Annotated in this window: 17 protein-coding genes; 7 read left to right on the forward strand and 10 right to left on the reverse strand. The window is 36.5% G+C overall.

Annotation, left to right across the window (positions count from 1 at the left end; genetic code table 11):
• Positions 1-83: 83 nt before the first annotated feature.
• Together ACQKNX_RS15775 and ACQKNX_RS15780 are read right to left on the reverse strand one after the other, a co-directional pair.
• Positions 84-758: a response regulator transcription factor gene (locus tag ACQKNX_RS15775; RefSeq protein ID WP_340820895.1), complete on the reverse strand. Its 675-nt coding sequence runs from the start codon at positions 756-758 to the stop codon at positions 84-86.
• A 40-nt stretch (positions 759-798) separates the two neighbouring features.
• Positions 799-1,947, reverse strand: a complete 1,149-nt coding sequence (locus ACQKNX_RS15780; RefSeq protein WP_427429699.1) for a sensor histidine kinase — start codon at positions 1,945-1,947, stop codon at positions 799-801.
• Between the two features lie 165 nt (positions 1,948-2,112).
• Between ACQKNX_RS15780 and ACQKNX_RS15785 the strand changes: the two genes are divergently transcribed.
• Entirely contained in the window at positions 2,113-2,748 is a 636-nt protein-coding gene (locus ACQKNX_RS15785) for a YigZ family protein (protein ID WP_427429700.1), read from the forward strand.
• A 145-nt stretch (positions 2,749-2,893) separates the two neighbouring features.
• On the forward strand, positions 2,894-3,949 hold the full coding sequence (locus ACQKNX_RS15790; RefSeq protein WP_427429701.1) for an LCP family protein: 1,056 nt from the start codon (positions 2,894-2,896) through the stop codon (positions 3,947-3,949).
• 347 nt (positions 3,950-4,296) lie between these two features.
• Here the strand turns inward: ACQKNX_RS15790 and ACQKNX_RS15795 are convergent, their stop codons facing one another.
• The gene (locus ACQKNX_RS15795) at positions 4,297-5,340 is read right to left on the reverse strand and encodes a glycosyltransferase family 4 protein (RefSeq protein ID WP_427429702.1); all 1,044 of its coding nucleotides are present in this window, start codon (positions 5,338-5,340) and stop codon (positions 4,297-4,299) included.
• Positions 5,341-5,565: 225 nt separating this feature from the next.
• Between ACQKNX_RS15795 and secA2 the strand changes: the two genes are divergently transcribed.
• Together secA2 and ACQKNX_RS15805 are read left to right on the forward strand one after the other, a co-directional pair.
• The gene (secA2, locus tag ACQKNX_RS15800) at positions 5,566-7,929 is read left to right on the forward strand and encodes an accessory Sec system translocase SecA2 (RefSeq protein WP_427429703.1); all 2,364 of its coding nucleotides are present in this window, start codon (positions 5,566-5,568) and stop codon (positions 7,927-7,929) included.
• The gene (locus ACQKNX_RS15805; RefSeq protein WP_427429704.1) at positions 7,929-8,828 is read left to right on the forward strand and encodes an accessory Sec system S-layer assembly protein; all 900 of its coding nucleotides are present in this window, start codon (positions 7,929-7,931) and stop codon (positions 8,826-8,828) included. Before secA2 ends, ACQKNX_RS15805 begins: the two co-directional genes overlap by 1 nt.
• Before the next feature lie 193 nt (positions 8,829-9,021).
• Here ACQKNX_RS15805 and ACQKNX_RS15810 read toward each other — a convergent pair whose 3' ends face one another.
• Entirely contained in the window at positions 9,022-9,921 is a 900-nt protein-coding gene (locus ACQKNX_RS15810; RefSeq protein ID WP_427429705.1) for a LysM peptidoglycan-binding domain-containing protein, read from the reverse strand.
• A gap of 251 nt (positions 9,922-10,172) precedes the next feature.
• Here ACQKNX_RS15810 and brnQ point away from each other — a divergent pair, with 251 nt between their 5' ends.
• Both brnQ and ACQKNX_RS15820 read left to right on the forward strand, forming a co-directional pair.
• The gene (gene brnQ / locus ACQKNX_RS15815; RefSeq protein ID WP_427429706.1) at positions 10,173-11,495 is read left to right on the forward strand and encodes a branched-chain amino acid transport system II carrier protein; all 1,323 of its coding nucleotides are present in this window, start codon (positions 10,173-10,175) and stop codon (positions 11,493-11,495) included.
• A gap of 113 nt (positions 11,496-11,608) precedes the next feature.
• Positions 11,609-12,997, forward strand: coding sequence for a S41 family peptidase (locus tag ACQKNX_RS15820; protein WP_427429707.1), 1,389 nt, complete (start codon positions 11,609-11,611; stop codon positions 12,995-12,997).
• Between the two features lie 412 nt (positions 12,998-13,409).
• Here the strand turns inward: ACQKNX_RS15820 and ACQKNX_RS15825 are convergent, their stop codons facing one another.
• The 5 genes from ACQKNX_RS15825 to ACQKNX_RS15845 all read right to left on the reverse strand — a co-directional run bounded on the left by ACQKNX_RS15825 (position 13,410) and on the right by ACQKNX_RS15845 (position 20,793).
• Positions 13,410-14,033, reverse strand: coding sequence for a TetR/AcrR family transcriptional regulator (locus tag ACQKNX_RS15825; RefSeq protein ID WP_427429708.1), 624 nt, complete (start codon positions 14,031-14,033; stop codon positions 13,410-13,412).
• 404 nt (positions 14,034-14,437) lie between these two features.
• Positions 14,438-15,976: a murein biosynthesis integral membrane protein MurJ gene (gene murJ / locus ACQKNX_RS15830; RefSeq protein ID WP_427429709.1), complete on the reverse strand. Its 1,539-nt coding sequence runs from the start codon at positions 15,974-15,976 to the stop codon at positions 14,438-14,440.
• Positions 15,973-17,073 carry a glycosyltransferase gene (locus tag ACQKNX_RS15835; RefSeq protein ID WP_427429710.1) on the reverse strand — a complete coding sequence of 367 codons (1,101 nt, stop codon included), beginning with the start codon at positions 17,071-17,073 and terminating at the stop codon, positions 15,973-15,975. Before ACQKNX_RS15835 ends, murJ begins: the two co-directional genes overlap by 4 nt.
• On the reverse strand, positions 17,070-18,215 hold the full coding sequence (locus tag ACQKNX_RS15840) for a polysaccharide pyruvyl transferase family protein (protein ID WP_427429711.1): 1,146 nt from the start codon (positions 18,213-18,215) through the stop codon (positions 17,070-17,072). Before ACQKNX_RS15840 ends, ACQKNX_RS15835 begins: the two co-directional genes overlap by 4 nt.
• Before the next feature lie 313 nt (positions 18,216-18,528).
• Positions 18,529-20,793, reverse strand: coding sequence for an S-layer homology domain-containing protein (locus tag ACQKNX_RS15845; protein WP_427429712.1), 2,265 nt, complete (start codon positions 20,791-20,793; stop codon positions 18,529-18,531).
• A gap of 234 nt (positions 20,794-21,027) precedes the next feature.
• Here ACQKNX_RS15845 and ACQKNX_RS15850 point away from each other — a divergent pair, with 234 nt between their 5' ends.
• Positions 21,028-22,923 carry an S-layer homology domain-containing protein gene (locus ACQKNX_RS15850; RefSeq protein WP_427429713.1) on the forward strand — a complete coding sequence of 632 codons (1,896 nt, stop codon included), beginning with the start codon at positions 21,028-21,030 and terminating at the stop codon, positions 22,921-22,923.
• Positions 22,924-23,476: 553 nt separating this feature from the next.
• On the opposite strand, the gene ACQKNX_RS15855 is transcribed toward ACQKNX_RS15850, so the two are convergent.
• A complete protein-coding gene (locus tag ACQKNX_RS15855) occupies positions 23,477-24,757 on the reverse strand; it encodes an oligosaccharide repeat unit polymerase (protein ID WP_427429714.1) in 1,281 nt (426 codons plus the stop codon).
• Between the last annotated feature and the right edge of the window lie 40 nt (positions 24,758-24,797).

Consider the following 24,797-nt stretch of genomic DNA (forward strand, 5'->3'; position numbering starts at 1 on the left):
TGCACAACAAAAAAACTGCCTTAAAAACTACTTTATCTGTTAAAGTAGCTTTTAAAAACAGCCTTCAATTCTATACTATGCAGTTATCGTACTTCAACCCAACCATTTTTGATGGCTGTTACTACAGCTTGCGTACGGTCGTTTACGTTCATTTTTTGTAAAATGCTTGAAACGTGGTTTTTAACAGTTTTTTCCGAAATAAACAGTGTCTCACCGATTGTACGGTTAGATTGACCATCTGTTAGTAATTGTAAAACTTCACATTCACGTTTTGTTAGTAAATGGAATGGACGACGAATCTCTGTTTGGTGGAAATTACCTTTGTTTTCATGTTCAGAAAGGCGACGGAATTCTGCTACTAAATTTTTTGTTACTTTTGGATGTAAATAAGAGCCGCCATTAGCCACTACTTTAATCGCTTCTACGATTTCGTCTGCATCCATCTCTTTTAGCATATAGCCAAGTGCACCTGATTTTAGTGCATGTGTTACATATGTTTCGTCATCATGGATAGATAGCATAATTACTTTTGCATCTGGATATTCTGCTATTAAATCAGCTGTTGCCTCAACACCATTTTTCCCTGGCATATTGATGTCCATTAAAACAACATCTGGTTGATTTTCCGCGTATAAGTTCACGACATCTGTGCCATCGTCACCTTCTGCAATTACATCAAACGTATCTTCAAAATCTAAGATGCGTTTAACTCCTTCTCGGAATAGCTGGTGATCGTCTACAATAATAATCTTCGTCATTAGTCTTTACCCCCTAAAATTCTGCAACACATTTCTTTCTTTAATCTACTTCTAACGGAATTTTAAATAATACCGTGGTGCCACGATTTATCTCACTTTCAATTGAGATTGTACCATTTAATATTTCAATTCTTTCTCGCATTCCTAAAATACCAAAGGAATGATCTTTTACGACTTTCTGGTCGAATCCAACGCCATCATCTTTTACGACAATATTTACCGCATTGTTCAACCATTCAAGCTTTACCCAAATATCCTTACATTTCCCGTGTTTCATAGCATTTGTTACACATTCCTGCACTAATCGGAAAATGGATACCTCATAATTTGATGGAATCCGTTGCTCTGTGCTTCTTGACTGAAAATGGATTTCAACACCAGGATTATATTCGGTCACAGTCGACAAATATTTCTTTAATGTCGGCACAATTCCCAAATCATCTAGTGCCATAGGACGTAAATCATAAATAATACGTCGCACTTCTGATAGCGCATTGCGCACCGTTTTCTTCAAATCAGCAATTTCAGTCAAAGCATATTCAATGCCCTTCTCACGATACGTTCTTTCAATTAAGTCCGTACGCATTAAGACATTGGCCAACATTTGGGCAGGTCCATCATGAATCTCTCTTGATAAACGTTTTCGCTCTTCTTCTTGCGCTGCGATTATTCGTATACCAAAATCTTGTTTCATTTTCGCTTGTTCAAGCGCTAACCCAACATTTTTTAAATCAGAAGTTAAATAATTTAAAATAACATTTACTTGATTGACAATATGATCAGCACGTTCAATTGTATCGAGTAATCCTCTTAGACGTCGCTCTAAATCATCTCTTTTGTCGCGAAGTTGCTTTTCTTGTGTTCTAATGACGGAGAGCTTCAATTGAAAATCATGGGCCGTTTCATATGCATCTCTAACTTGTTCTTCGGTATAATTATCAAAAGCTTTACTCACTAACACAAGTCTTTGCTTAGCAAGTTGCGTGCTTTTTTCTAAAGCATCGCCTTCATCGATGACAGTTGAAATCTGTTTTCGAACAATTTCTAGCTCTTGTTGCATATCTTCAAAGCTTCTACGGCTTTGTTCACTTATAATGAAAATATCGTCTTTAGAGCTCATTATTGTTTCTAACATTCGATTGAATACGTCATCAAGCGACTTTAAATCGAAGGTATCATTTGAAAACATAGTGTACTCCCCAGTCTAATGTCCTTATTACCACATAGTATTTTGAAAGACCAATTTCATAGAATCTAAGTCTAAACCTATTATAGCATCACAATGATAAAAATTAATGCTTTTTCTTTATGAAATTTATAGCATACAACCCTATTTTAAAGGAGAATGACACATATGAGAAATAACTATTTAACTGTAAAAGGCTATGGAGAAAGTGAAATCATAATTTCTAAATCTCGCTTTCTCACTTATATAGAACGAACTGAAAGCGAAGAGGATGCAATGATGTTTATTGAGCGCATAAAAAAAATGCATCATAATGCGACACATAATTGCTCTGCTTATATAATTGGGGAGCATGATCATATTCAAAAGGCAAATGATGATGGGGAACCTAGCGGCACGGCAGGCGTCCCAATGTTAGAGGTATTAAAAAAACAAGGCTTAAAAGATACGGTCGTTGTCGTCACACGCTACTTTGGTGGTATTAAATTGGGCGGTGGCGGTCTTATTCGTGCGTATGGTAAAGCAACGACAGAAGGATTACTCGCTGCACAAGTTGTCGAACGTAAGCTACACCATCTAATGAAAATTGTAATTGACTACACTTGGCTCGGAAAAGTAGAAAATGAGATTCGTAACTCCGCTTACGAATTAGAGGAAATTCGCTACTTGGAAGGTGTCGAAATCATTGTTTCCGTGTTAAAAGAGGAAGAAAATCAATTTATAAATTGGATTACAGAACTTACAAATGGACAAGCATCCATCTCATTCGAGAGCGCGCAATTTATCGAATTTATTGTGAAATAAATAGTTTTAATTGTCTAATGCTGAAGGTCCATAGTATAATTTTAATATTGAGCTAACTTACTCAGTTACACCACAGTGCTAATTTGAATAAATTTTAGTTCAATCACGTAATTATTCCCAAAATCAAGAGGAGAATATACCAGACATGAAAAGAACGAATGTAAAAAGGAAAAAGAGGTCTTCTAAAGCTTCTTTCATAATAAAAGTAGCATTACTACTTGTTGCTAGTTTCCTAATTTGCGTTACGGCCTACGGAGTCTATATTACAAAACAAGCCGAACACGCTGCAAACTCAGCACATGAAGAATTAGAAGGTCGCGATGTTTCTACACTAAGAGAAGAAAAAGTAGAACCGGTTCATGATAATGTTTCTATTTTATTTGTAGGTGTTGATGATAGTGAAAATCGTGGACAAGGTTCTGATCACTCACGTTCAGATGCACTGATTTTAGCTACATTAAACAACAATACAAAAACGATTAAAATGTTAAGCATTCCTCGTGATTCTTACGTTTATATTCCTTCAGTAGGATATAAAGATAAAATCACGCATGCACATGCTTTAGGTGGTACGCTGGCAACAATTGAAACGGTTGAAGGACTTCTAGATATTCCAATCGACTACTATGTGCGCATGAACTTCAATGCATTTATTGATGTTGTCGACGCATTAGGTGGCATTGAAGCTGAAGTACCATATGCTCTACATGAAAAAGATGAATTTGATCGTAATACGATTAATTTAAAACCAGGTTTACAACATTTAAGTGGTAGTCAAGCACTTGCACTAGCACGTACACGTAAACAAGATAATGATATCCAACGTGGTATACGACAACAAGAAATTTTAACAGCTATTACAAATAAAGTAGCTTCAGTCGGTTCGATTACAAAGTATGACGATGTCATTAAGGCAATTGGCGATAATATGAAAACAAATATGACATTTAGTGAAATGAAATCATTCCTGTCTTATTTAAAACAAGGTAAACCACGCATCGATTCGTTAACTTTAGATGGTAGCGATGATATGTCTACAGGTGTTTACTATTATCAATTAGACCAACAATCAGTTGATGATGTGTCACAAATTCTTAAAAACCATCTTGCTTTAAAATCTTCTTCTACTTTAACAAATAATAATACAGATAAAGATAATGCAGCTGGCGACGACAGTTCTACTAACGAGTCAGCACAATAAATCTTTGCGAAACAACCAGTTGCTGGTATTTAACCGGCCACTGGTTGTTTTTTTCGTCTGCTCATGGTAGTTCCTTTTATTATTGCCTTTGATAGTCATACGATACAAGGAGGAGATTCCGCGCTTCACGGGATTAATTCCGCGCTTCGTCACCATTTTTCCGCGTTTCACGGGATTATTTCCGCGCTTTAAGTCCATATTTCCGCGAAGCAACAAGCTTTTTCCGCGCTAGCGATACATGAGCGGTACATGGAAAAATCTCTGCAAAAAAAGACTGAAGACAAACTCAAAATCACTTTGAGTTTGTCTTCAGTCTGAGCAACCATATAGTATGGTTGGTTCTAATGTTATTTATTAAAAATCCGCATGAAATTTAATAGTGGTTTATAGTTTTTGCCGGCAAGGCCAATAATCTCGACGAAAATTTCAATGGCGATTAAAATAACTGTAATAAGCAAAATTGCTCCCCATAATTTAGCCATTGAGAAGATAATGGCAGCTAAGCCGAACATCATCGCAATACCATAAATAATAAGTACTGTTTGACGATGTGTAAAGCCCATATCCAATAATCGATGATGTAAATGCGATTTATCTGGATCTGACCATTTTTTCTTCATACGTAAACGACGAACAATTGCAAAGAATGTATCAGAAATCGGTACACCTAGCATAATAACTGGGATAATTAACGAAATGATTGTAAAGTTTTTATATCCTAATAATGCTAATACAGAAATCATAAATCCTAAAAATAGTGCCCCAGTATCTCCCATGAAGATTTTTGCTGGATGGAAGTTATAAAATAGGAAACCAATCGTTGCTGCAGCTAAAATTGCTGCAAAGGCTAATACGAACATATCGCCCATTATAAATGCCATACCTGATAATGTGATTAGTGCAATAGAAGAAACACCTGCAGCTAAACCGTCTAAGCCATCAATTAAGTTAATCGCATTTGTAATACCAACAATCCATAATATAGTAAATGGAATACTTAAGAAACCAAAATCTAATTGCCCACCAAATGGCAAGTTAATAAAGTCAATTTGAATACCGCCTACAAAAATAACAATAAGGGCAGCAACAACTTGGCCAAGCATTTTTGCCTTTGCGGAAATTTCGCGCATATCATCAATGACACCAGTTGCTACAATAATACAAGCTCCGATAATAATCGCTAAACTATTTTCACCTTGTGGCTGTAAGAACGCCAACCCTATTAAAAATGCAATGAAAATCGCCAGACCACCAAGCCTTGGCATTATGCGTGCATGTACTTTTCGATAGTTAGGCGCGTCAACGGCACCAATTCTAAACGCTAAACGTTTAACTAGTGGAGTTAACAAAATGGAAGCAACGAATGCTGCTATTAAAGACACGTAAAGCATGTCTCTCCCCCTCAAAAAAATAATCTACATTTGAATCCAAATTGATTATAGCATGAACAAGCTCTGAAATATACTTTTTCTATTCATTTTCCACCATTTCACAATTTACATTTTTCTCTATTATTCTACTTGTATTACTTAATGTCAAATGTAGTCATCATTCGTAAAATTTGATAGAATAATGAGGTGTCTAGCATTTAGACAACTTTAAAGGAGCGTAAATTCATGTTCTCAATTTTTAAACTCAACAACGAGCAAACAAGTGCTCGTCAATTAAAACGCTACTATAAAATAGTAGAGCAAATTAATAATTTAGAAGAAACATATGTCAACAAGTCAGATGCTGAATTAAGAGAAATGACTTTTATTTTCAAGGACCGCTTAGAACAAGGCGAACCAATAACATCAATTATCCCAGATGCATTTGCTGTTGTACGCGAAGCCTCAAAGCGTGTTTTAGGTATGCGTCATTTTGATGTACAACTGATTGGCGGCCTTGTATTAACTGAAGGCAATATTGCTGAAATGCCTACAGGTGAAGGTAAAACACTTGTCGCTTCACTGCCCTCTTATGTACGTGCATTAGAAGGTAAAGGTGTTCATGTCATTACAGTAAACGACTATCTAGCTAAACGTGACTTTGAGCTTGTTGGTCAAATTCATCGTTTCCTAGGTTTAACAGTCGGGTTAAATATTCCGATGATGGAACCAACTGAAAAAAAGCAAGCGTATAACGCAGATATTACGTACGGTGTTGGTACAGAATTCGGTTTCGACTATTTACGTGACAACATGGCACATAGCTTAGCCGATAAAGTGCAACGTGCTTATCATTTTGCCATCATTGATGAAGTCGATAGTGTGCTTATTGACGAAGCAAAAACACCACTAATTATTGCTGGTAAAATGCCTGCTAATGATGAATTACACCGCATTGCAGCAATGTTAGCAAAACGCTTTAAAGCTGAAGAAGACTATGATTTCGATGATGAAACAAAGGCAACTTCATTAACAGATAAAGGCATTGAAAAAGTAGAGGCTGCATTCGATGTTGATAATTTATACGATTTAGAACATCAAACGCTTTATCACTATGTGATCCAAGCTGTACGTGCACATGTCATGTTCCAGCGTGACGTTGATTATATTGTTAAAGAAGATAAAATTGAGCTTGTTGACATGTTCACAGGGCGTATTTTAGAAGGCCGCTCTCTTTCTGATGGCTTACACCAAGCAATCGAAGCAAAAGAAGGCGTAACGATTACCGAAGAAAATAAAGCACAAGCGCAAATTACAATTCAAAACTATTTCCGTATGTATCCGAAGCTTTCTGGGATGACAGGTACAGCGAAAACACAGGAAAAAGAAATTCGTGAAGTGTATGGTATGGAAGTAATTCAAATTCCAACAAACCGTCCACGTCAACGTATTGACCAGCCTGATATGATTTTCAAAACGCAAGCAGCCAAATATAAATTCGTTGCTGCTGAAGCAAAACGACGCCATGCAAAAGGACAGCCAGTGTTAATTGGGACAACATCCATTCTACAATCCGAAACGGTTGCAGATCATTTGAAAAAAGAGGGATTAAAATTCCAATTGTTAAATGCTAAAACGGTTGAACAAGAAGTTGAGCTTATCTCTCAAGCAGGTCAAAAAGGTCGTATTACCGTTGCTACAAATATGGCTGGTCGTGGTACAGATATCGTGCTAGGCGACGATGTCCATGAACTTGGTGGACTTTATGTTATCGGTACCGAGAAGCATGAAAGTCGACGCGTTGATAACCAGCTGCGAGGTCGCTCTGGCCGTCAAGGTGACGTAGGCGAAAGCCGCTTCATTCTCTCTATTGAAGATGATATGTTCCGCCGCTATGCAAAAGAAGAAGTTGAAAAATTCTCTGCAAAAATGGTTGTGGATGAAAATGATGTCATTCAAAACAAAGATGTACAAGAGCTAATCAATCGTACACAGCGCATTGTTGAAGGCTCGCAATATGGCATGCGCGAGTACAATTTAAAATTAGACGATGTTATTAATGATCAACGTACTGTTATTTATGGTTTACGTGACAAAATTTTAGCTGGCGAAGATTTAATGGGCGAACTGAAAAAAATGTTAAGCGAAACGGTCGATTTCGCAGTGCGCGATGCTGCGCCTGAAGAGCTCCCTTCTGTAGAATGGGCTTATGACCAAATGGAAAAGTCACTTAATTCATTATTCATCACTCCTGTTACGATTGATCGTGAAGTAGGCAAAGTGAAACAAATTTTAACTGATATACAGTCTTCTGAACAAGAACTTCTTGATCATATGCAGAAATTCGCAGAAAATGAGCAAGTAATGACTGTTATTCCACAAGTTATGTTGAGTTATATAGATAGTGGTTGGGTGAAACATTTAGAAGCAATGGCTCACTTAAAAGAAGGTATTGGCTTACGTCATTACCAACAGGAAGATCCAATGCGCATTTATCAACGTGAAGGACTTGAATTATTCGGAAAGAACTTCCAAGAATTACGCCGTTCTATTATTATCGAAATTACAGGCTTCATGAAAATGGTTGAAGGACAACAGGAGGTACAATAATGGGCTTATTTTCATTTTTTAAGAAATCAGACAAAATCGGACAAGAGAACACAATTGACTCTAAAGATTTACTAGGAAAAGTTTCTACTAATAAAGGTGACAATCGTGATGTTGTGACGAAGCTTTCATTCCACCCTGAATGGGATGTACCACAAGAGCAAAAATACATTTTTAATTTCCTAGCAAATGAGCTAGAGCCATTAAAACCAAATCAATTATCGCTCTCTTCTATTAGTATTGAAGATGAGCCACGCACAGGCAAATGGCTTGTTCGCGCATTTTTCCGTTCTTCATTAGCTGAAGCGATTGAGCTTGGTGAAATCGAATTATTCATTATGGATAAAAATGATGAGCTAATAGCATCTAAAAAATTCGATTTTAAAGCACTTGGCACAATTCCAGCTGAGAGTGCACGTCCATGGGTATTTGAATTTGAAAAATCAACTATTAAAGTAGACGAAGTGCCAGAAGACGGATGGAAAATTGCCTTTAACCTTGTCTCATTACGTGGTCACCAATTAGAATTAGACCCTTCATGGGAGCAACAATTACCAGCAGCACAAAAAGAAGAGCTTGCAAAAATCGTGAATACATTACCAAAGTTAGGCGAAACGGAAGTTAACTTCACTGGTCTACAAGCAAAACTTGAAGATAATGGTAACCTGAATGTTTCAATCTTTATCCGTAATGGTCACAATAAAGCGATTAATCTAGAGCAATTACCGTTAGAAATTATCGATGCAACAGGTAAACAAATCGCAAAAGGTTCATTTACAATGGATCCAATCCTGACTGTCCAACCGAACTCAACAAAACCTTGGACATTCATCTTCCCAGCTGAACTTGTTGATGCTCAACAAGCTGATCTTTCTCGCTGGACAGCACGAGTAACACAATAATATTAACAAAATCCTTCTTTCTATTAGAAAGAAGGATTTTTTAGTGTAAACAAACCGTTGATTGATGGATGCCGCAAAAATGGATGAAGGATATTAAAGTACCAGTTTTAAAAGAAAAGCTTTATCAGCGATTCGCTCCATTCTATCTATCAAAAAAAAGCGATTTTTGCGCAATGCAATAATCGCCTAATTATTATTTTACTGAATCGAATCGTTTATAAGCTACTAATCTAGTTGACCAATAAGAGTACGTAACATCCGAAAGTTCTACGCCATCCGTACCTGCGTGAATAAATTTATTGTTACCGAGGTAAATTCCCATATGAGAAATGCCTTCTTTATACGTATTTTCAAAAAATACTAAATCTCCTGGCACAGGATTTTTTACTTGCGTTGTACTGCTACTGAAATAGCCTTCGCTGCTATCTCTTCCTATTTTCAAACCGCCTTGATTGAAAGCATAAAAAATAAAACCACTGCAATCAAGACCTTCTGGTGTGTTTCCACCATAAAGATACGGTGTTCCGATTAATTTATTAGCCAATTCCACCGTTTTTTTGTATATAGCTTGTCCATTCGCTGTAGGATCTTGATTCGTTACTTTTGATGGCGTCCCCGTATCCGAAGTCACATTGTTATGTATTGTATCACCCTCGGGTATAACAGCTACTGGAGAAATTTTTAACACTTGTCCAATATAAATCGTGTCGTTCTCTATTCCGTTCCAATCTTTAAGCTCTTTTAATGTCACATTGTATTGCTTTGCTATTTTTGAAAGTGTATCACCTTTAATAACTGTATGAACGGCAGTCGATGGCTTAGAAGGTGTAGTTGTTGTTGGCTTTGACGGTTTTACCGTTTCGGTTGTCGCCAGTTTCGTAATCTCTAGTTTTTGGGCTACATAAATCGTATCCTTTGATAGATTATTCCATTTTTTTATGTCTTGTATTGTCACTTGATGTGTTTGGGCGATTTTGGATAATGTATCGCCTTTTTGCACTGTATATGTTGCAGCTTCTGCGGTCTGTATTGCGAAAAATGAAGTAGCAATAGTGCTTAAAGCGAGAATTCTCCACTTTTGTGATTTTAGCATATCAAATAGCCTCCGTTCATGATAAAATATTTCCTTGTGTGTCTATCATACTAAAGAAGTGACTAAACAAAAATCGGAAAAACTGACTATTTTTCAAACAATTTATGAATCCTATAGAATACTACAGAATCCGACTATCTACTATTAGTATATTAATTGCAAGTTTTATAGTCCTATGATAACATACATGACTGTATTTAAAATTTTTAGAAAGTTTTATTTTTTCAATTATAAAGGAGTTTTTAGTATTTATGAGAAGCATCTTGATTTTCATCAAAGAGAATTTAGCAGTAGGCTTACTACTTTTTGCATTGTTCCTAGGGGCAGGCAATATTATCTTTCCACCGTTACTTGGCCAACAAGCCGGTGAACATATTACAATAGCGATGATTGGATTTTTAATAACGGGTGTAGGTTTACCTTTACTTGCTATTGTCGCTGTCGCAAAAGCAGGTGGCGATTTACAGTTACTTGCAAGTCGTGTTCACCCTGTTTTCGGAATCATATTCACGTCAATTGTCTATTTAGCAATCGGGCCATTTTTCGCCGTTCCGCGTACTGGCTCTGTGTCTTATGAAATTGGCATTGCACCATTTCTTTCAGAGGCAGCACAAGAACATTGGGCTCCACTATTCATTACATCTGTAGTATTCTTTGCGTTTATACTTTATTTAGCATTCAATCCTTCTAAACTAGTAGATCGTGTAGGAAAGATTTTAACACCTGCACTCTTGATTGTTATTTTACTACTAGCTGTTAAAAGCTTTATTACACCTATGGGTGAATCAGGAATGGCTGTTGGTAAATACAATATTTCGCCATTTTCCGAGGGCTTTGTTCAAGGCTATTTAACGATGGATGTCCTAAGTGCACTCGTTTTCGGTATTGTAATTATACAAGCCTTAAGTGATATGGGAATGAAAGACACTAGAAAACAAGTTAAAACAACAATTTTTGCAGGAATTGTAGCTGCAATTGGTTTAGCCTTCGTGTATATTTCACTTGGCTATATCGGCAATACAAGTATAGGAGCAATTGGTACATCTGATAATGGTGGCGTCATCATCGCCAAATCTGCACAATACCTTTTCGGCAGCTTCGGTAGTATTATTTTATCGCTTACCATTTTATTAGCATGTATTTCTACTGCTGTCGGCTTATTGACAGCCAATGCGCAGTTTTTTAATAAACTATTCCCGCAAATTTCATATAAAACGTTCTTAATCGTATTTACGTTATTAAGTGTAGCCATTACAAATGTTGGGTTATCAACAATCATTAATACATCACTTCCTGTACTATTGATTATTTATCCACTAGCTATGATATTAATGGTGTTATCGCTTGCCGATCATTTCTTTAAAGGTGGACGAATTGTTTATATTTTAGCGTTAATCCCGACATTCTTTGTTAGTTTTTACGATGGCTTAAAACAAATGGATATTAAAGTTCCTTCCTATGAAAATATCCTAAAAGCATTACCGCTGTACGAGCAAAGTCTTGGATGGCTTGTCCCTGCAATGATAGGAGCACTTTTAGGCTTCATTATTCATAAGCTTTACAAGAAAAACTAAGTATGAATTGCTTACAGACATGTTCTATTTTTATAGACGTGTCTGTTTTTATTCGACGTCAATATGGAAATTCATGTATAATATATGTAAATAATTCTGAAAAGAGGTGTCTTATGAAAAAAGTATTATGGTCCTTCTTGTTCATATTGAGCTTTGTCATTTTTCCATTATCAAACGCTTCTGCTGCAAATAATGACCAGCAACTTGTTGAAGAAATAAAAGAAATTATTACGGAAAATTATGTTGGTAAAATTAATGGAGACCTACAAAAGGCAACAACCATTTCTGACATCATTAATATGTTAGACCCCTATTCAACATATTTTTCTAAACAAGAGTTTGAGGAATTTATGAATAGCATCAATCTATCCACAATTGGTATTGGTGTCGTAATTGAGGAGCATGAGGATGGTATTCATATTTTACAAGTAATCGACGAAGGTGGAGCCTCTGAGGCCGGTGTCGTGGCTGGAGATATCATTATTGCCATTAACGGTCAATCCATTGTAGGTAACTCTATAGAAGAAGCCTCTTCTCTATTAATCGGTAATGAAGGTACACAAGTACAGGTTAAGCTATTACACGAGAACGGTTCCACTTCCACGAAAACAATTACACGTAAAAAATTCACACTACCAAACGTAGAGTCTGCTTTATTATTTGGTAATGTTGGCTACATAGCAATGTCTTCTTTCTCTGAGGATGGTGCTCAACTAGTAAAAGAGGCAATGATTCAGCTTAAACAGCGTGGCGCTACTTCTTTTATTTTGGATTTACAAAATAATGGCGGTGGCTATGTTGCAACAGCAGAACAGCTTACTGGTTTATTCCCAAAGGCAAAAATCGCTTATTTATTGCAAGAAGCACATGCCTCTTACGAAGTTCGTGCTAAACAACAAAACGTTAAATTCCCAGCAGATACTCGTATTTTAGTAAATCGCTATAGTGCAAGTGCATCTGAAATGCTAGCGGCTTCGTTACAAGATCAACAATCCGCAATTCTCTATGGTGAAACTACTTACGGCAAAGGGGCAATGCAAGGCTTCTATGAATTGCATGACGGTAGTTATTTAAAGCTTACTGTCGGTAAATTTACTGGCCCTGCAGGTCACACTATTAATGAAGTAGGTGTGAAACCAAACATCCAAACGAAGACTGCACCAATTTTCCAAGCTCACTATGATGCTATTAAAGCGCAATATAAAGATTATCAAGAACTAGTTAGCCTAAAAAATGTGCCTACTACTAAAACGTTTACTGTTAAGTTTTCACAAGCTTTCTCTACACCTATTCCTGAAGGCAGCGTACAGCTAGTTGCTTTAGGCGGAGACGAAATTTCGTTTACAACAAAGGTGGAAAAAGATAATTCCTTAATGATTACACCTACTGATCCTTTAGTTGAAGGGCAAGAATATATGCTACTTGTTCATCCAACTATTCAAAAACCTACAGGTGGCAAACTACAAAAGGGGATTTATCTCCATATAGCAGTAACTAAATAAAAATGGGGCTACCCCATACTAGATTGCGTTTGATCTTTGCTTCAAGTGGATGCTTGCTGCGAAAATCAAACGCTTTTCTTATAGAATTGTTTTGGCAAACGTTTCAAGGAGCAGGGAGCGATTTGAATATTTTAGTGGACGTTCGTAGCTAAAAATAGCTGGGGCCTTGCCTGCGGAAATCGTAGTGGATTTTTACGATTTAGGAGCTGATTACTAAGTGTCAGGCACTCAAACAATTAAATTGGAGCGAAGGACAGTGACTTCCTGCGGGAAAGCACAGTTACGTAAGACGCAATAGACCGCGTGTTAGCGAGGGTTGCGGCTTACCGAGTGCTGCGCGGAAAGCGTACGCCCCCGTAGTGGAAGTCAAATTAAAACCCCTCTCCAAGCTATGTGGAGAGGGGTTTTAGTATTATTTAGTATAGCTACATCCACTATCACGACTAGAAGATTCTTTTAGGAGAAAAAATACATGCACTAAATTTCGTGCAAGTTCACATGGCTTGCTTTTTTGTTCTAATAAATTTGTCAATATTAAACGTTCAAATGAGCCAACTAAACTATCTGCTACTATTTTCACATCGATATTTTGGTATTGAAACAGACAAGCACAATCATGACGATAAACTAGCTCAATAAATTGCTGTGTCAATTGAGATTTAACACATGATGATTGTTTAGATTCAAAAAAGCCTATTTTCGTTAGCTTTGGATTCTCAATTATATAAAGGAACAACATATATAACTTTTGCTCTAGCATTTGAATAAAGCCCTCTATCCCCTTTTCTACTTCTTCATTTTGATTGCACATGATTTCATTAAACCCCTGTTGAAATCTTATGTTCAAATCATTATAGAGCGATTCTTTACTTTTAAAATATAAATAAAATGTCGGCTGCGTTACATCTGCCGCTTTCACTATATCGCTTATTTTCGTAGCATAATATCCCCTTTCAGAGAAAAGCTCCACAGCTTTTTCAAGTAATAATTGTTTACTTCTTTCACCATTCGAATTAATTTTCCTACCTCTTGCCATAATTGTCACCTTACTCTATTAATAAATATTAATTTTTGTTTAATTATGGTATTTAAAATAGTTAATACCATATTACAACTTATCATTATCCTTTTCACTACCTGAATAATGCTAATTATAATACAATTCAAAAAATTACACTATGCATTTTTAGCAAAAATATGATGTTTGGTACTTTTCTTGCCTTTTGAAAATAAATACAATCGATTATAAGATTTAATCCAATCATCATTACAATCCTCTACAAATGTACTTTCACAGGCTTTACATACAATATAAAAAGCATGCCGGAAGTAATCCCAGCATGCTTTAAAAAAGATATTCTGTCTAAAATAAGCATATTTTTAACAAATAAAAAAATGGTGATTTTTTATATCTGACTGTTTACACAGCCTTTTCATTTTTTATTGTTTTAATAACTTCTTTTTCAGCTTATCTATATATTCTTTTACCTCATTAATGCCAAATACTAAGTAAGAACCAACAAAGACAGCGATAAAAATAGCTAGTCCTACAATGAAGGTTAACCACTTGTATTCAAACACTAAATAATGGCTTGAGAAATACATGACAATCGTAATGATAATCATTGGCGGTATTGCTCTGAAAAAATGCAACTCTTTGCTGAATATACCCATTTTTAAGTCATACTTAGGTATCGCATAAATAATTAACATAATATAGTTTGTAATGGAACTAATTAATGTACCCCAAGCAATTGCTACAGCACCGTAATTGTCTACCATTAGCATAATGACGGCAATATTGACACCAAATACATTAATTAAACTGAAAATAACTGGTGCCATCGAGTCGCCTTTTGCATAGTAAAAACGCGTAATGTACGTATTCGCAGCTAAGAAATACATGGATAACACGAATATTGCTAAGACAGGTGCTGTAATGGCAGTCGAGTCAGCATCGAATTTACCATATTGGAATATAACTTGTATAAGGTTTTCTGAGTAGAAGTAAGAATATATTGTTACTGGTATAAGTAGCAACAATAGATAATGTAAACCTTTTGAATAAAGGTTCTTAATAGAAGCAAGGTCATTGTTGGCTTCTTTTTGGCTCAGTATCGGATAAATTACCGTTGTAACAGCTGTAATTAAAATAGCTTGTGGAAATTGCATCAGTTTTGAAGAATAGTTAACAGCAGCAACCGCCCCTTCTGAAAGCATTCCAGCAAATACACGCTGTAATAAGGCATAAAGTTGAATCGTCGCTCCTCCAAGCATAATTGGTAAAACCATAATCCAAAGTTGCTTTGAGGACATATTTTGTTCAAATGAAAACCCGACTTTATGGGAATCTAATTTACGATAACCAATTATTAAGAAATACAGCATAATCGCCGCACTGGCTAAAGCACTAATACCGTACCCAAGTGCTTTGATACTTTCAATTTGAGATAACCCAACTGCAATTACTAAGAAAATCGCGTTGTAAATTAAAATGGCAAAGCTCGATAAGTGGAATTTTTCATTGACATTCAGTAAGCCACTATACCAAGAAGATAAAACAAGTAATATCGATGACGGCATCATCCAAAAATACAAGTTTTTCAATAAGTCTAAATCACTTTGACTATAATCACCATTAATTTTTTCTTGGTTAAAAATCTCCATGATTGGATTCGTAAATGCTAATAAAATAATAGTCATAGCCGAAACAGTCAACAACACAATGGTAAAGGACTGTTTTACAAATAATGCTCGGTCTGTCGTTTCCCGATTATAAATCGAGATAACGGCTGTCGTAAAAGCACCACCTACTACTAAATATAAAAAATTCGGAATGGTGTAAGCTGTAAAAATACTATCCGCAGTATGGGAACTCCCATATTGGATACCGATAATGATTTCACGTAAAAAGCCGAATACACGAGCAACGATATTAATAATCGCAACGGCCCCGACAACTTTTATAAATTTATTCATAAGTCATCCCTACCTTTAATGGCCGACTTATAAATGGCAATACATCTTGCTGTTATATTTTTTTCATCGTGAACGTCTAATACTTTTTCAACCGCTTCACGATTCATATATTGTTCTTTCGGCGTGTTCACTGCACGCAGCATCTCCTCAGATAAAGCGATTGCGTCTTCAGGCTCCACTAAATGCCCTGCACCTTCACCAAGTAGTGATACAAGGCCACCTACTTTAGAAGCGATAACAGGTGTGTCTGTCGCTAATGCCTCTAATGCTACTAGCCCGAATCCTTCTAAATGTGATGGTAATACGAAGACATCACTTGCCTGGAACCACTTTACAAGTTCCTGTTGTTTTAGTGGGTCTATAAATTTGACGTCTTCACTGAAGAATGGTTGCAAAGATTGGAAAAAGCCCTCATCTCTTCTAGAGCCTACAATAATTAGCTCTATAGGACGCTCCACTTTCGTTTTTAACATTTGGAATGCCTGCAGTAGCTCTTCAACACCCTTTTGCTTAATGACATTTCCTACAAATAGAAAAACAAAAGGCTCTTTGGCTAATTGCAATTGTTGACGTACTTCTGCTTGTCTACCTTTTGAAAATACTTCACGATTCACGCCCATGCTAACTACTGAGATTTTGTCGGGAACTATATCAAAGTCTTGCTCAATTTGTTGTGCTAACACAGGACCTACTGCAATGACATGCTCACTTTCACGTAAAATACTCGCTGTCCAGTTGCGAATTCTCGCACTTTTCTTTGCCATACGTTCAATGTCTCCACCATGAGCAGTAACAATGTACGGTATACCAAACATTTTCTTTAAAAGTAGCGATAACATCCCTGAAGGAAACACATAGTGCGCATGTGTGATATCGATTGATTTTCGATTTTTTAAACCCTTCATTAATGTAGAAAATCCCCATTTAGCATATTTTACAATGGTGTTTTTCTTGCCTGTAGCTGGGTTTGTATTCACTGCTATTTCAACGTCTAGTCCAGCTTTTTTAAGAGCTGTAACTTGGTTTTTTACAAAAATACCGAATGATAAATGATCAGATGTTGGATACATATTACTAATGACGAGTATTTTTTTCATAGACGTGTCACTGCCTTTTTCATTAATTCCTGACCATACATGGCCTCTTTATGAATGTGTGTAGCAATTTGTTTCGTCTCTGCAATTGACTGTTCCCAATTGCTACTTAGTTTACCAACTAATTTAGAAAGAGCATTCTCATCATCTTCTATATCCTGCATCTGTAAGCAACGATCTGATGCCCCAACAAAGGACATAAAATCTTGCACTTTTGTATGATAGGATACAGCAATAATGGGAGTCTCTGAATTGGTCGCCAAAATAAGCGAGTGTAAACGCGTACCTATTATTATATCTTGCTCGCCTGTTACTTCAAGTAAACGCTCAGGCACAAGATTTCCTTCAATTATTTCTGTATGTGCACGATGCTGCATTTTCTTCTGAATATCTTGTGTCACTGTTACATCTTGAGGAAATTTCGTTGCAAAAAATGTAATGTGAGCATTTTGCTCAGTAATTACTTGATCTAAATTTTTCGCCATACCTGTTACATATGCATCGTATTTTGCTACATTACCTTCTGGCCAATAGTTTGCATTATAATACGGAACGGCCGAAACACCAATTTTTCTTGGCTTTTCAGCATAATCTTTGCGATCACCTTTTAACGTAAATGCAGGATCACCAATCACTTCAATCGGTTTCTTGACCCCGATACTTTGTAATAGTTTTTTAGACTGAGGATCACGAACAGAGATATTTGCTGCATAACGACACATAACACGGATACTAATTTTACCAGAAATCGTATCTAGTGGTCCTGCGCCACATCCGTAAATAATGTAGGGAATATTACTTTGTTTTGCCATCATTGCGTATGTTCCATAAAGATGAGCCTCACGTTTATAAAAATCCATTAAAATACCACCACCACCAATGATGAGGAGGTCAAAGTTCGATACATACTGTTTGTTATTTTTATACGTATGGATAAACGTTTTATATAGATTGCCCTTTTTATAATACAATGGATAGCTATGTACCCCATAACGCTCGGATGTTTGTTTTGTGTTATTGCTAAAAACGGTAATGTCGTCACTCGTTACCGAAAATGTTTGTTTTACTTGTTGAAGAATGCCGTATAATATTGATTCATCACCATTATTATCATTGCCGTAATTCCCCACAATGCCTATTTTCATTAAAAAACATCCTTTTACTTTTTAATACAGAGATTATACCACAATTGCACTTATTCGTTCTTTTTAAAAATAGTAAAAAAAAAGGGAGCCTCGAATATCTACGAGATTCTCCCTGTTTCTAGCGCCATATGGCCATTATTCATAGCATAAAACAGCAGAAAAGTACTACTTCATTTTTTACTGTCTTCAGCACAAGTCCACTCACTAGCTGAATCAAGTTAAAAGCCCCGGCGGAGGTCACAGTTTTAAGAAGTACTTTTCGAGCAGGCTCGAAAACATCTGGACGCTATTATGCCAAGGCTTGATTAATCTTTTACTTATTAATCGTTCTGTAAAGGAACAGACCAAAGTGTGCTCGACTGATTGCTTCGTTCGGTTTATATATGTTACCGTCGTAGCCAGTCGTAATGTTGTTAGCTGCTAGTTGTTGTACATAAGTGTAAGCCCAATGATCTTTTGGAACATCTTTAAATGCAATACTACTTGTTCCTTTTAATTTATATGCAATTGCCACAATTTTCGCCATCTGCGCTCGTGTCAATGTTGCATTCGGATCAAAAGTATTATTTTCACGGCCACTCATAATACCAGCTTCTACAACAGCTGCTATTTCCTTATAGTATATGTGATTTGCCTGAATATCTTTGAAGCTTGGGTTTTTCACATTTTTTGTATCTAAATCTAATGCTCGGCTAATAATGACTGCTGCATGTGCACGTGTTAGCTTGTCATTCGGTCTAAATGTACCATCAGCCTGTCCTGTAATAATATTGTGAGTTGTTAAATATTCAATCTCTTTATAGTAAACATAATTATTTGGAATGTCCTTAAACAACGCTGGTTTCGCTACGGTAACAGTAGCTTCTACACTCTTCGATCCTAAAGTAGCGATTACCTTACCAGTCGTTCCTGGATTTTGCGCTGTAAACTTACCATCGCTCGTAACTGTACCTATATTACCTTCTACAGACCATTTCACTTGAGATGGATTATAAACAATAGGCTTACCTGCGTCGTCTTTAGCATCAATCGTAAAGCTAACAGATTCACCTGCACCTACCGTTTTAGAGCTTGGTGCAACAGCCATTGTTGTAGGAGCATCTACTACCTTAACTTGATATGATTGCACAGCAGAGCCGTCATAGCCGATGTATATTCGGTCATCCCCAGCTTGCGTTGCTGTATAGTTCAAGCCATTAATCTGTAAATTTTGGTTTTGAGATGCTAACGATAAATGACCATCTAGTGGTAGTGTCGTATAGTTATCATCTAAAACGTATTGAACAGCTACACTCGACGAAGCGCCTACTAAAAGTGTTGCGTAGTTTGTACTATTCGTAAATTTAATATGTGTTGCCTTGCCAGTTGGCGCCGTACTAACTGCTTGTAATGTGGCAGATACAAGACGCTGCGTATTACCCGAATTGGATGGCAAATTCGCTAATACAACATTATTACTGCCGTAGTTTCGAACAGCCATTGTCGTTGAGCCACCGCCATCTAAGTTAATGGCTCTGTCGACACCAAGTGCTACTAAATAATTAGCAAGCTGCACCATATTCATACCCTTACTATGGGTTTGACGACCGTCTACTGTAATGAAATGCACTGTTTGTCCATTATTACTTGTAGCGACTACTGTACGTGGTGCAACTTCTTTTGCACGTGAGCTTGAAGTGCTCATCATAATATATGGTTTACCATCCTTTACTAAATAAGGACCGCTCGCCAATATAAATTGTGCATTTTGCCAAAGCTGATCAATTGAAAAATTAACACTCATTTCATCGCCAACAGCTACTTGGCTTAATTTATTGTGCCATTCACCGCCCTGTAAAGAAACAACAAAGCCAGTAGATGGTATCGTTAATTTTTCTTTCGATCCATAAGGCTTAATTTGTGTTACCTTACCAGTTAACGTTTGTCCAAATGTATTTTCTGTAATCGGTGAACCAGTGTCTACCACTATTTCAAAACCGTATTCATTTGTATCTGTTGTTTTACTATAAAACTGTGGTGTGTAAATAATAGCTTCATATATATTACGTACACGATTTAAGCCTGACATTTCATAATTCGTTCCGTTATGAGAAAGTGTCACGTCAAAATCAAAATAATCAATAACACCACGACCATCAGATGTCATCCCAAATGCCGTAGGAACATTCATATATTGGTCGGAACCGCTGGAAACTGTTCCACCGTTCAAAATAACATTATTTTTAGCTAGTAAAAATAATGGATAACCTTCTGACATATTAAAAAAACTTGCATTTATAGCACCAACTACTCGATTTCCCTCACGAGAAAGACGATTCGCATTTGCTACTGTCGATTCTTTTCCATTGACTGCTGCGGGCATCCCTAATTGTACTTCTGTCGTCGGATCTCCAACATTAATCGATAAATGATTAATAGAGTTTGTATAGGTATTACTGTATGTATATTGTTTATACTGTACACCTTTTGAAAGTGGGTAATCCTTCTTTACTGTTTGAAATGCGTAGGCATTTAGTGGACTAACAACGATCGACATCATTACAACTAAAATCAGTAAAATTTTTGCTATTCTTTTCATTTTTTCGCGCTCCTCAGGAAATGTAGAGCCCTCACCTTCCCTTCTTTGTTTTACTTCTATAAGATTATCAAAAATATGCCAAAATAGCTATGGAACATTTAAGCTATTTTCCATTTACATATAATTGGTAAAAAAACTATTTATATTGACGCATTTTAAGAGAATACTTATATTTGACCTTATCGCGACTCTCTAACTTTGGTAAAATGATGTTAAAGTTTAGGAGGGAAAAAAATGAAAAAACTATCAATCTTTGCATTGGTTATGGCAGTAGTTAGCTTGCTTTTTTGGCAACCCCAAATGGCCTCTGCTGATGAACTTTCAGGGCATGCCCATGAAAATGGCCTGCGCTACTTAATTTCGAAAAACGCTTTAGTTACGAATGCTAACGGCAGTTATCGACCAAATGACAATGTCACACGTGGAGAATTTGCTTCTTATTTAGCAAAGGTAATGAATCTCGAAGCAAATAACGGTATGGCATTTACAGATGTTCCAGATACATATGTGTATGCAAAGGAAATTCAATTGGCTGCTTCAGCTGGAATTATAACAGGATACACAGACGGTTCATTTAAACCTGATGCCGCCATTTCAAGACAGCATATGGCAATTATGCTGGAGAGAGCTATTGATTATTTAAAGATTCCTAAAGGTACTTCATCCATTACATTTAAAGATAATGCATCCATTATTAAAGAATACCGCTCTGCCGTAGCAATCGGTGCACATTTAGGAATCATTATCGGTTCTGATGGCTACTTTATGCCTGAAAAAAATGCCACAATTGGACAAGCTGCAACGTTTATTCAACGTTTAATGCTGCTTGCAGGTGATGCTGGTGCTGACTTCTCTACTTATGCGATTAAAGAAATTTCAAATGGTACACTAGTCGGCAATCAAGGCTTCACAAGCTTTGAAGCTGCTGATAAAGCATTAACAAAAAATACGCAAGTTATTGTCCAAAAAGATAAAATTGTAAAAATGACTTCTGGCTATGTTGTGACGAATAATTATGTTGCACTTTATTCTGAAACGATTAAAGATCAAATCGCTGTTGCTGGTAATACAGAAATGGAATATATCAGCAGTGATGCAGCTCAAGTGAAAGTTCGATTAGCTGGTCAAGTTGGCTATTTAAAACAAGCGGATGTAACGTTAATTCCCTTTTCACTAAGTAAGGGACGTTCTTACTATTCAAACGAAAATGGGGAAATTAAACATACACTGTACGATTACGCATCAAATAAATATTCTTCAAGCTATGTTTACGGAAAAGCACCTGCTTTCATGAAGCAAGGTGAAAAATACTATAGCTGGAATGGTATTTACTTCACAAATGGGAATGGCTCTTCTAAAGGGGAAGCTTATAACTATTATCAATTTTTACCTGCTCGTGCAACAACACAATATACAGCAGAAGAAATCGATGCTTACATTATGAATAAGCTTGCGGAGATGGAAAGTACAGGTATTACACTCTATAAAGAAGCTACAACGAAAAGTAAGCTTATCGGCTTAGGACAAACGTTAAAAGAGGTTGAGGCAAATTCACATATTAACGCCATGTTAATTTTGTCACTTGCTCAGCATGAAAGTGCTTATGGTATGAGTGACCATGCACAAAACTTAAACAACCTATTTGGTTTATATGTCTATGACACTAACCCACTTAATAAAAAATTCGACAGTGTAGCTGCTAATATTAACGAACTTGTTGATAAGTTCCTACAACCAAACTATATTACACCAGGTGGTGCCCCTGGGAAAAACTATGCAAACGGTGCAGTAGTTGGATCGAAAGCACTTGGCTTTAACGTAAAATATGCATCTGACCCGTACTGGGGAGCTAAAATTGCTGGACACTACTATCGTGCTGAAAAAGCGTTAGGTTTTAAGGATGCAAAAAATCCTTATACAATTGGCTTAACAACAACTACTGGTTTAAATGTACGTACAGACACTTCTACTAGCAATAGCCCTCTCTTCACATATGCTAGAAGTGGTATGCCTGTCATTGTTATCAATACAAACATTAATGGCTGGCATGAAGTACTATCTGATAAGCTCCACCCAGGTTCAGCTTACATTAGTAAAGACTATATTCAGTTTATAGATACAGTAAAATAAAGAAAAGGACCCTCACTTTATTGGAGGGTCCTTTTTTGTTTCCTACAATACAGCGCTGTGCAGCCGTGTTTACCCGCGGTATAGCATAGGCATTCCGCGATTCATGACCTTTTTTCCGCGATATTGCGTTGGGATTCCGCGATTCATGACCTTAATTTCGCGATATGGCGTAGAAATTCCGCGGTTCATGACCTTTTTTCCGCGATATGGCGTAAGGATTCCGAGGTTCACTACCTTTTACCCGCGGTATAGCATAGGCATTCCGCGATTCATGACCTTTTTTCCGCGATATTTCGTAAGGATTCCGCGATTCATGACCTTTTTTCCGCGATATGACGTAAGGATTCCGCGATTCACTACCTTTTACCCGCGATATGGAATAGGAATTCCGTGATTCATGACCTTTTTCCGCGATATTACGTAGGAATTCCGCGGTTCATGACCTTTTTTCCGCGATATTGCGTTGGGATTCCGCGATTCACTACGGGCTTCCCACATGCATCGTTTCCAAGCGACATAAAAGAGCTGCCCTATTGAGGACAGCCCTTTACTGTTAGTATCGAAGTTTTCTTTGCTCTGTTTTTATAATTGCTGATGCAATTACTACAAAACCTAACATTAAAATAAAGATTAAATCAAGTAAGCCTGTGTGCATCGACACTGTAAACAATGTAATGACAAATGCGTAAGCTACTGAGTGGAAGCTACGGATGCCACCTTGTTTTACTTTATTATAGATTAATGAAATTAATATACCATATAGTAAGAAGCCAATTGCTACAAGTGCATAGCCGCCATCTAGGAATAATTGTCCGATAAAGGTAGGCGTTGTTGTTCTTGTTGGACGTGTAATATATTTCCCTTCTTCCACGCTCAATGAGTTTACAACTTCCGTCACCTTCATACGAGGTGAAATTTGCTCACCAGGAAGAACCGTACTAAAGATACCTTTATGAATTTCGCCTTTTAAGTAGCCCTCTTCTTGCGTGTATTCAATAATTTTACTTAAAACGATATGACCTGTAACACTTTCACCATTTATTGAACGCATCCATTTAGGTGTTAAATTTACTTTTTGTTCAACTGTTAACAGTTTTTCTTTTTCTGTTTCTGTCAATTCAACATCTGGTTGATCGCGATTATTGAATTCTTTAGTTGTATCTTCTGTCACTACTCGTAAGAAACCAAACATCGAGAATGCAACACCGATTACAAATAATGCTGTCAGGAACCAAGTTAATTTCACACGTTTCACAACATAGTGGAAAATAATAATTCCAGTAAATAGCATAATAATTAATGGTGTACGATAGCCCATTAATAGGAACAAGAACATTACAACAGCAAAAATCGTGCCGTATACTAATGCTTTCTTCCATGTCATATGCTTTTCTAAAATCATCTTGTAAGATAATAACAGTAAAATCCCGTACCATAATAATTGGCTAAAGAAGTTTAGTTTTGGATCGAGATTACGACGATTAGATTCATCAGAAATTCCTAAACCTCCACCAAAAATCATCATTAAATAAGCAGCTAAACCGATTATTGTTAGTAACACAACAAAGTGAATAACATATTTTCCTAAGAACGATAACCCGAATGATGGGATTGTCCATTGTAATTTATCAATAATATATACACCGATATAATAGCAAACAAGTGCTACTAGTACCGCTGGTAAAATTGATACACGAACGTTAAATAATTCAAATCGATGAAAATCGAATAGACTTGTAAAGAAATATAGCACTAATATAAAAGGTAAAAAGAAATACGGTGAAAACGTATCAATCTTATTGACCTTTGTGAAAACTTGCTTCAGTTTATTCATACATGTAATACATCTAAATAGATGTTATTGCCCTCCTCTA

This window comes from Lysinibacillus sp. NPDC093712 (genome assembly GCF_050280025.1).
In the GTDB taxonomy this organism is placed as follows: domain Bacteria; phylum Bacillota; class Bacilli; order Bacillales_A; family Planococcaceae; genus Lysinibacillus.

Excerpts from the sequence above, each read along its gene's own strand:
- brnQ (WP_427429706.1), top strand. The coding sequence starts at position 10,173 with ATGAGAAGCATCTTGATTTTCATCAAAGAGAATTTAGCAGTAGGCTTA.
- ACQKNX_RS15845 (WP_427429712.1), bottom strand. The coding sequence starts at position 20,793 with ATGAAAAGAATAGCAAAAATTTTACTGATTTTAGTTGTAATGATGTCG.
- secA2 (WP_427429703.1), top strand. The coding sequence starts at position 5,566 with ATGTTCTCAATTTTTAAACTCAACAACGAGCAAACAAGTGCTCGTCAA.
- ACQKNX_RS15840 (WP_427429711.1), bottom strand. The coding sequence starts at position 18,215 with ATGAAAATAGGCATTGTGGGGAATTACGGCAATGATAATAATGGTGAT.
- ACQKNX_RS15855 (WP_427429714.1), bottom strand. The coding sequence starts at position 24,757 with ATGAATAAACTGAAGCAAGTTTTCACAAAGGTCAATAAGATTGATACG.
- ACQKNX_RS15810 (WP_427429705.1), bottom strand. The coding sequence starts at position 9,921 with ATGCTAAAATCACAAAAGTGGAGAATTCTCGCTTTAAGCACTATTGCT.
- ACQKNX_RS15775 (WP_340820895.1), bottom strand. The coding sequence starts at position 758 with ATGACGAAGATTATTATTGTAGACGATCACCAGCTATTCCGAGAAGGA.
- ACQKNX_RS15825 (WP_427429708.1), bottom strand. The coding sequence starts at position 14,033 with ATGGCAAGAGGTAGGAAAATTAATTCGAATGGTGAAAGAAGTAAACAA.
- ACQKNX_RS15820 (WP_427429707.1), top strand. The coding sequence starts at position 11,609 with ATGAAAAAAGTATTATGGTCCTTCTTGTTCATATTGAGCTTTGTCATT.
- ACQKNX_RS15850 (WP_427429713.1), top strand. The coding sequence starts at position 21,028 with ATGAAAAAACTATCAATCTTTGCATTGGTTATGGCAGTAGTTAGCTTG.
- ACQKNX_RS15790 (WP_427429701.1), top strand. The coding sequence starts at position 2,894 with ATGAAAAGAACGAATGTAAAAAGGAAAAAGAGGTCTTCTAAAGCTTCT.
- murJ (WP_427429709.1), bottom strand. The coding sequence starts at position 15,976 with ATGAATAAATTTATAAAAGTTGTCGGGGCCGTTGCGATTATTAATATC.
- ACQKNX_RS15835 (WP_427429710.1), bottom strand. The coding sequence starts at position 17,073 with ATGAAAAAAATACTCGTCATTAGTAATATGTATCCAACATCTGATCAT.
- ACQKNX_RS15795 (WP_427429702.1), bottom strand. The coding sequence starts at position 5,340 with ATGCTTTACGTGTCTTTAATAGCAGCATTCGTTGCTTCCATTTTGTTA.
- ACQKNX_RS15785 (WP_427429700.1), top strand. The coding sequence starts at position 2,113 with ATGAGAAATAACTATTTAACTGTAAAAGGCTATGGAGAAAGTGAAATC.
- ACQKNX_RS15780 (WP_427429699.1), bottom strand. The coding sequence starts at position 1,947 with ATGTTTTCAAATGATACCTTCGATTTAAAGTCGCTTGATGACGTATTC.
- ACQKNX_RS15805 (WP_427429704.1), top strand. The coding sequence starts at position 7,929 with ATGGGCTTATTTTCATTTTTTAAGAAATCAGACAAAATCGGACAAGAG.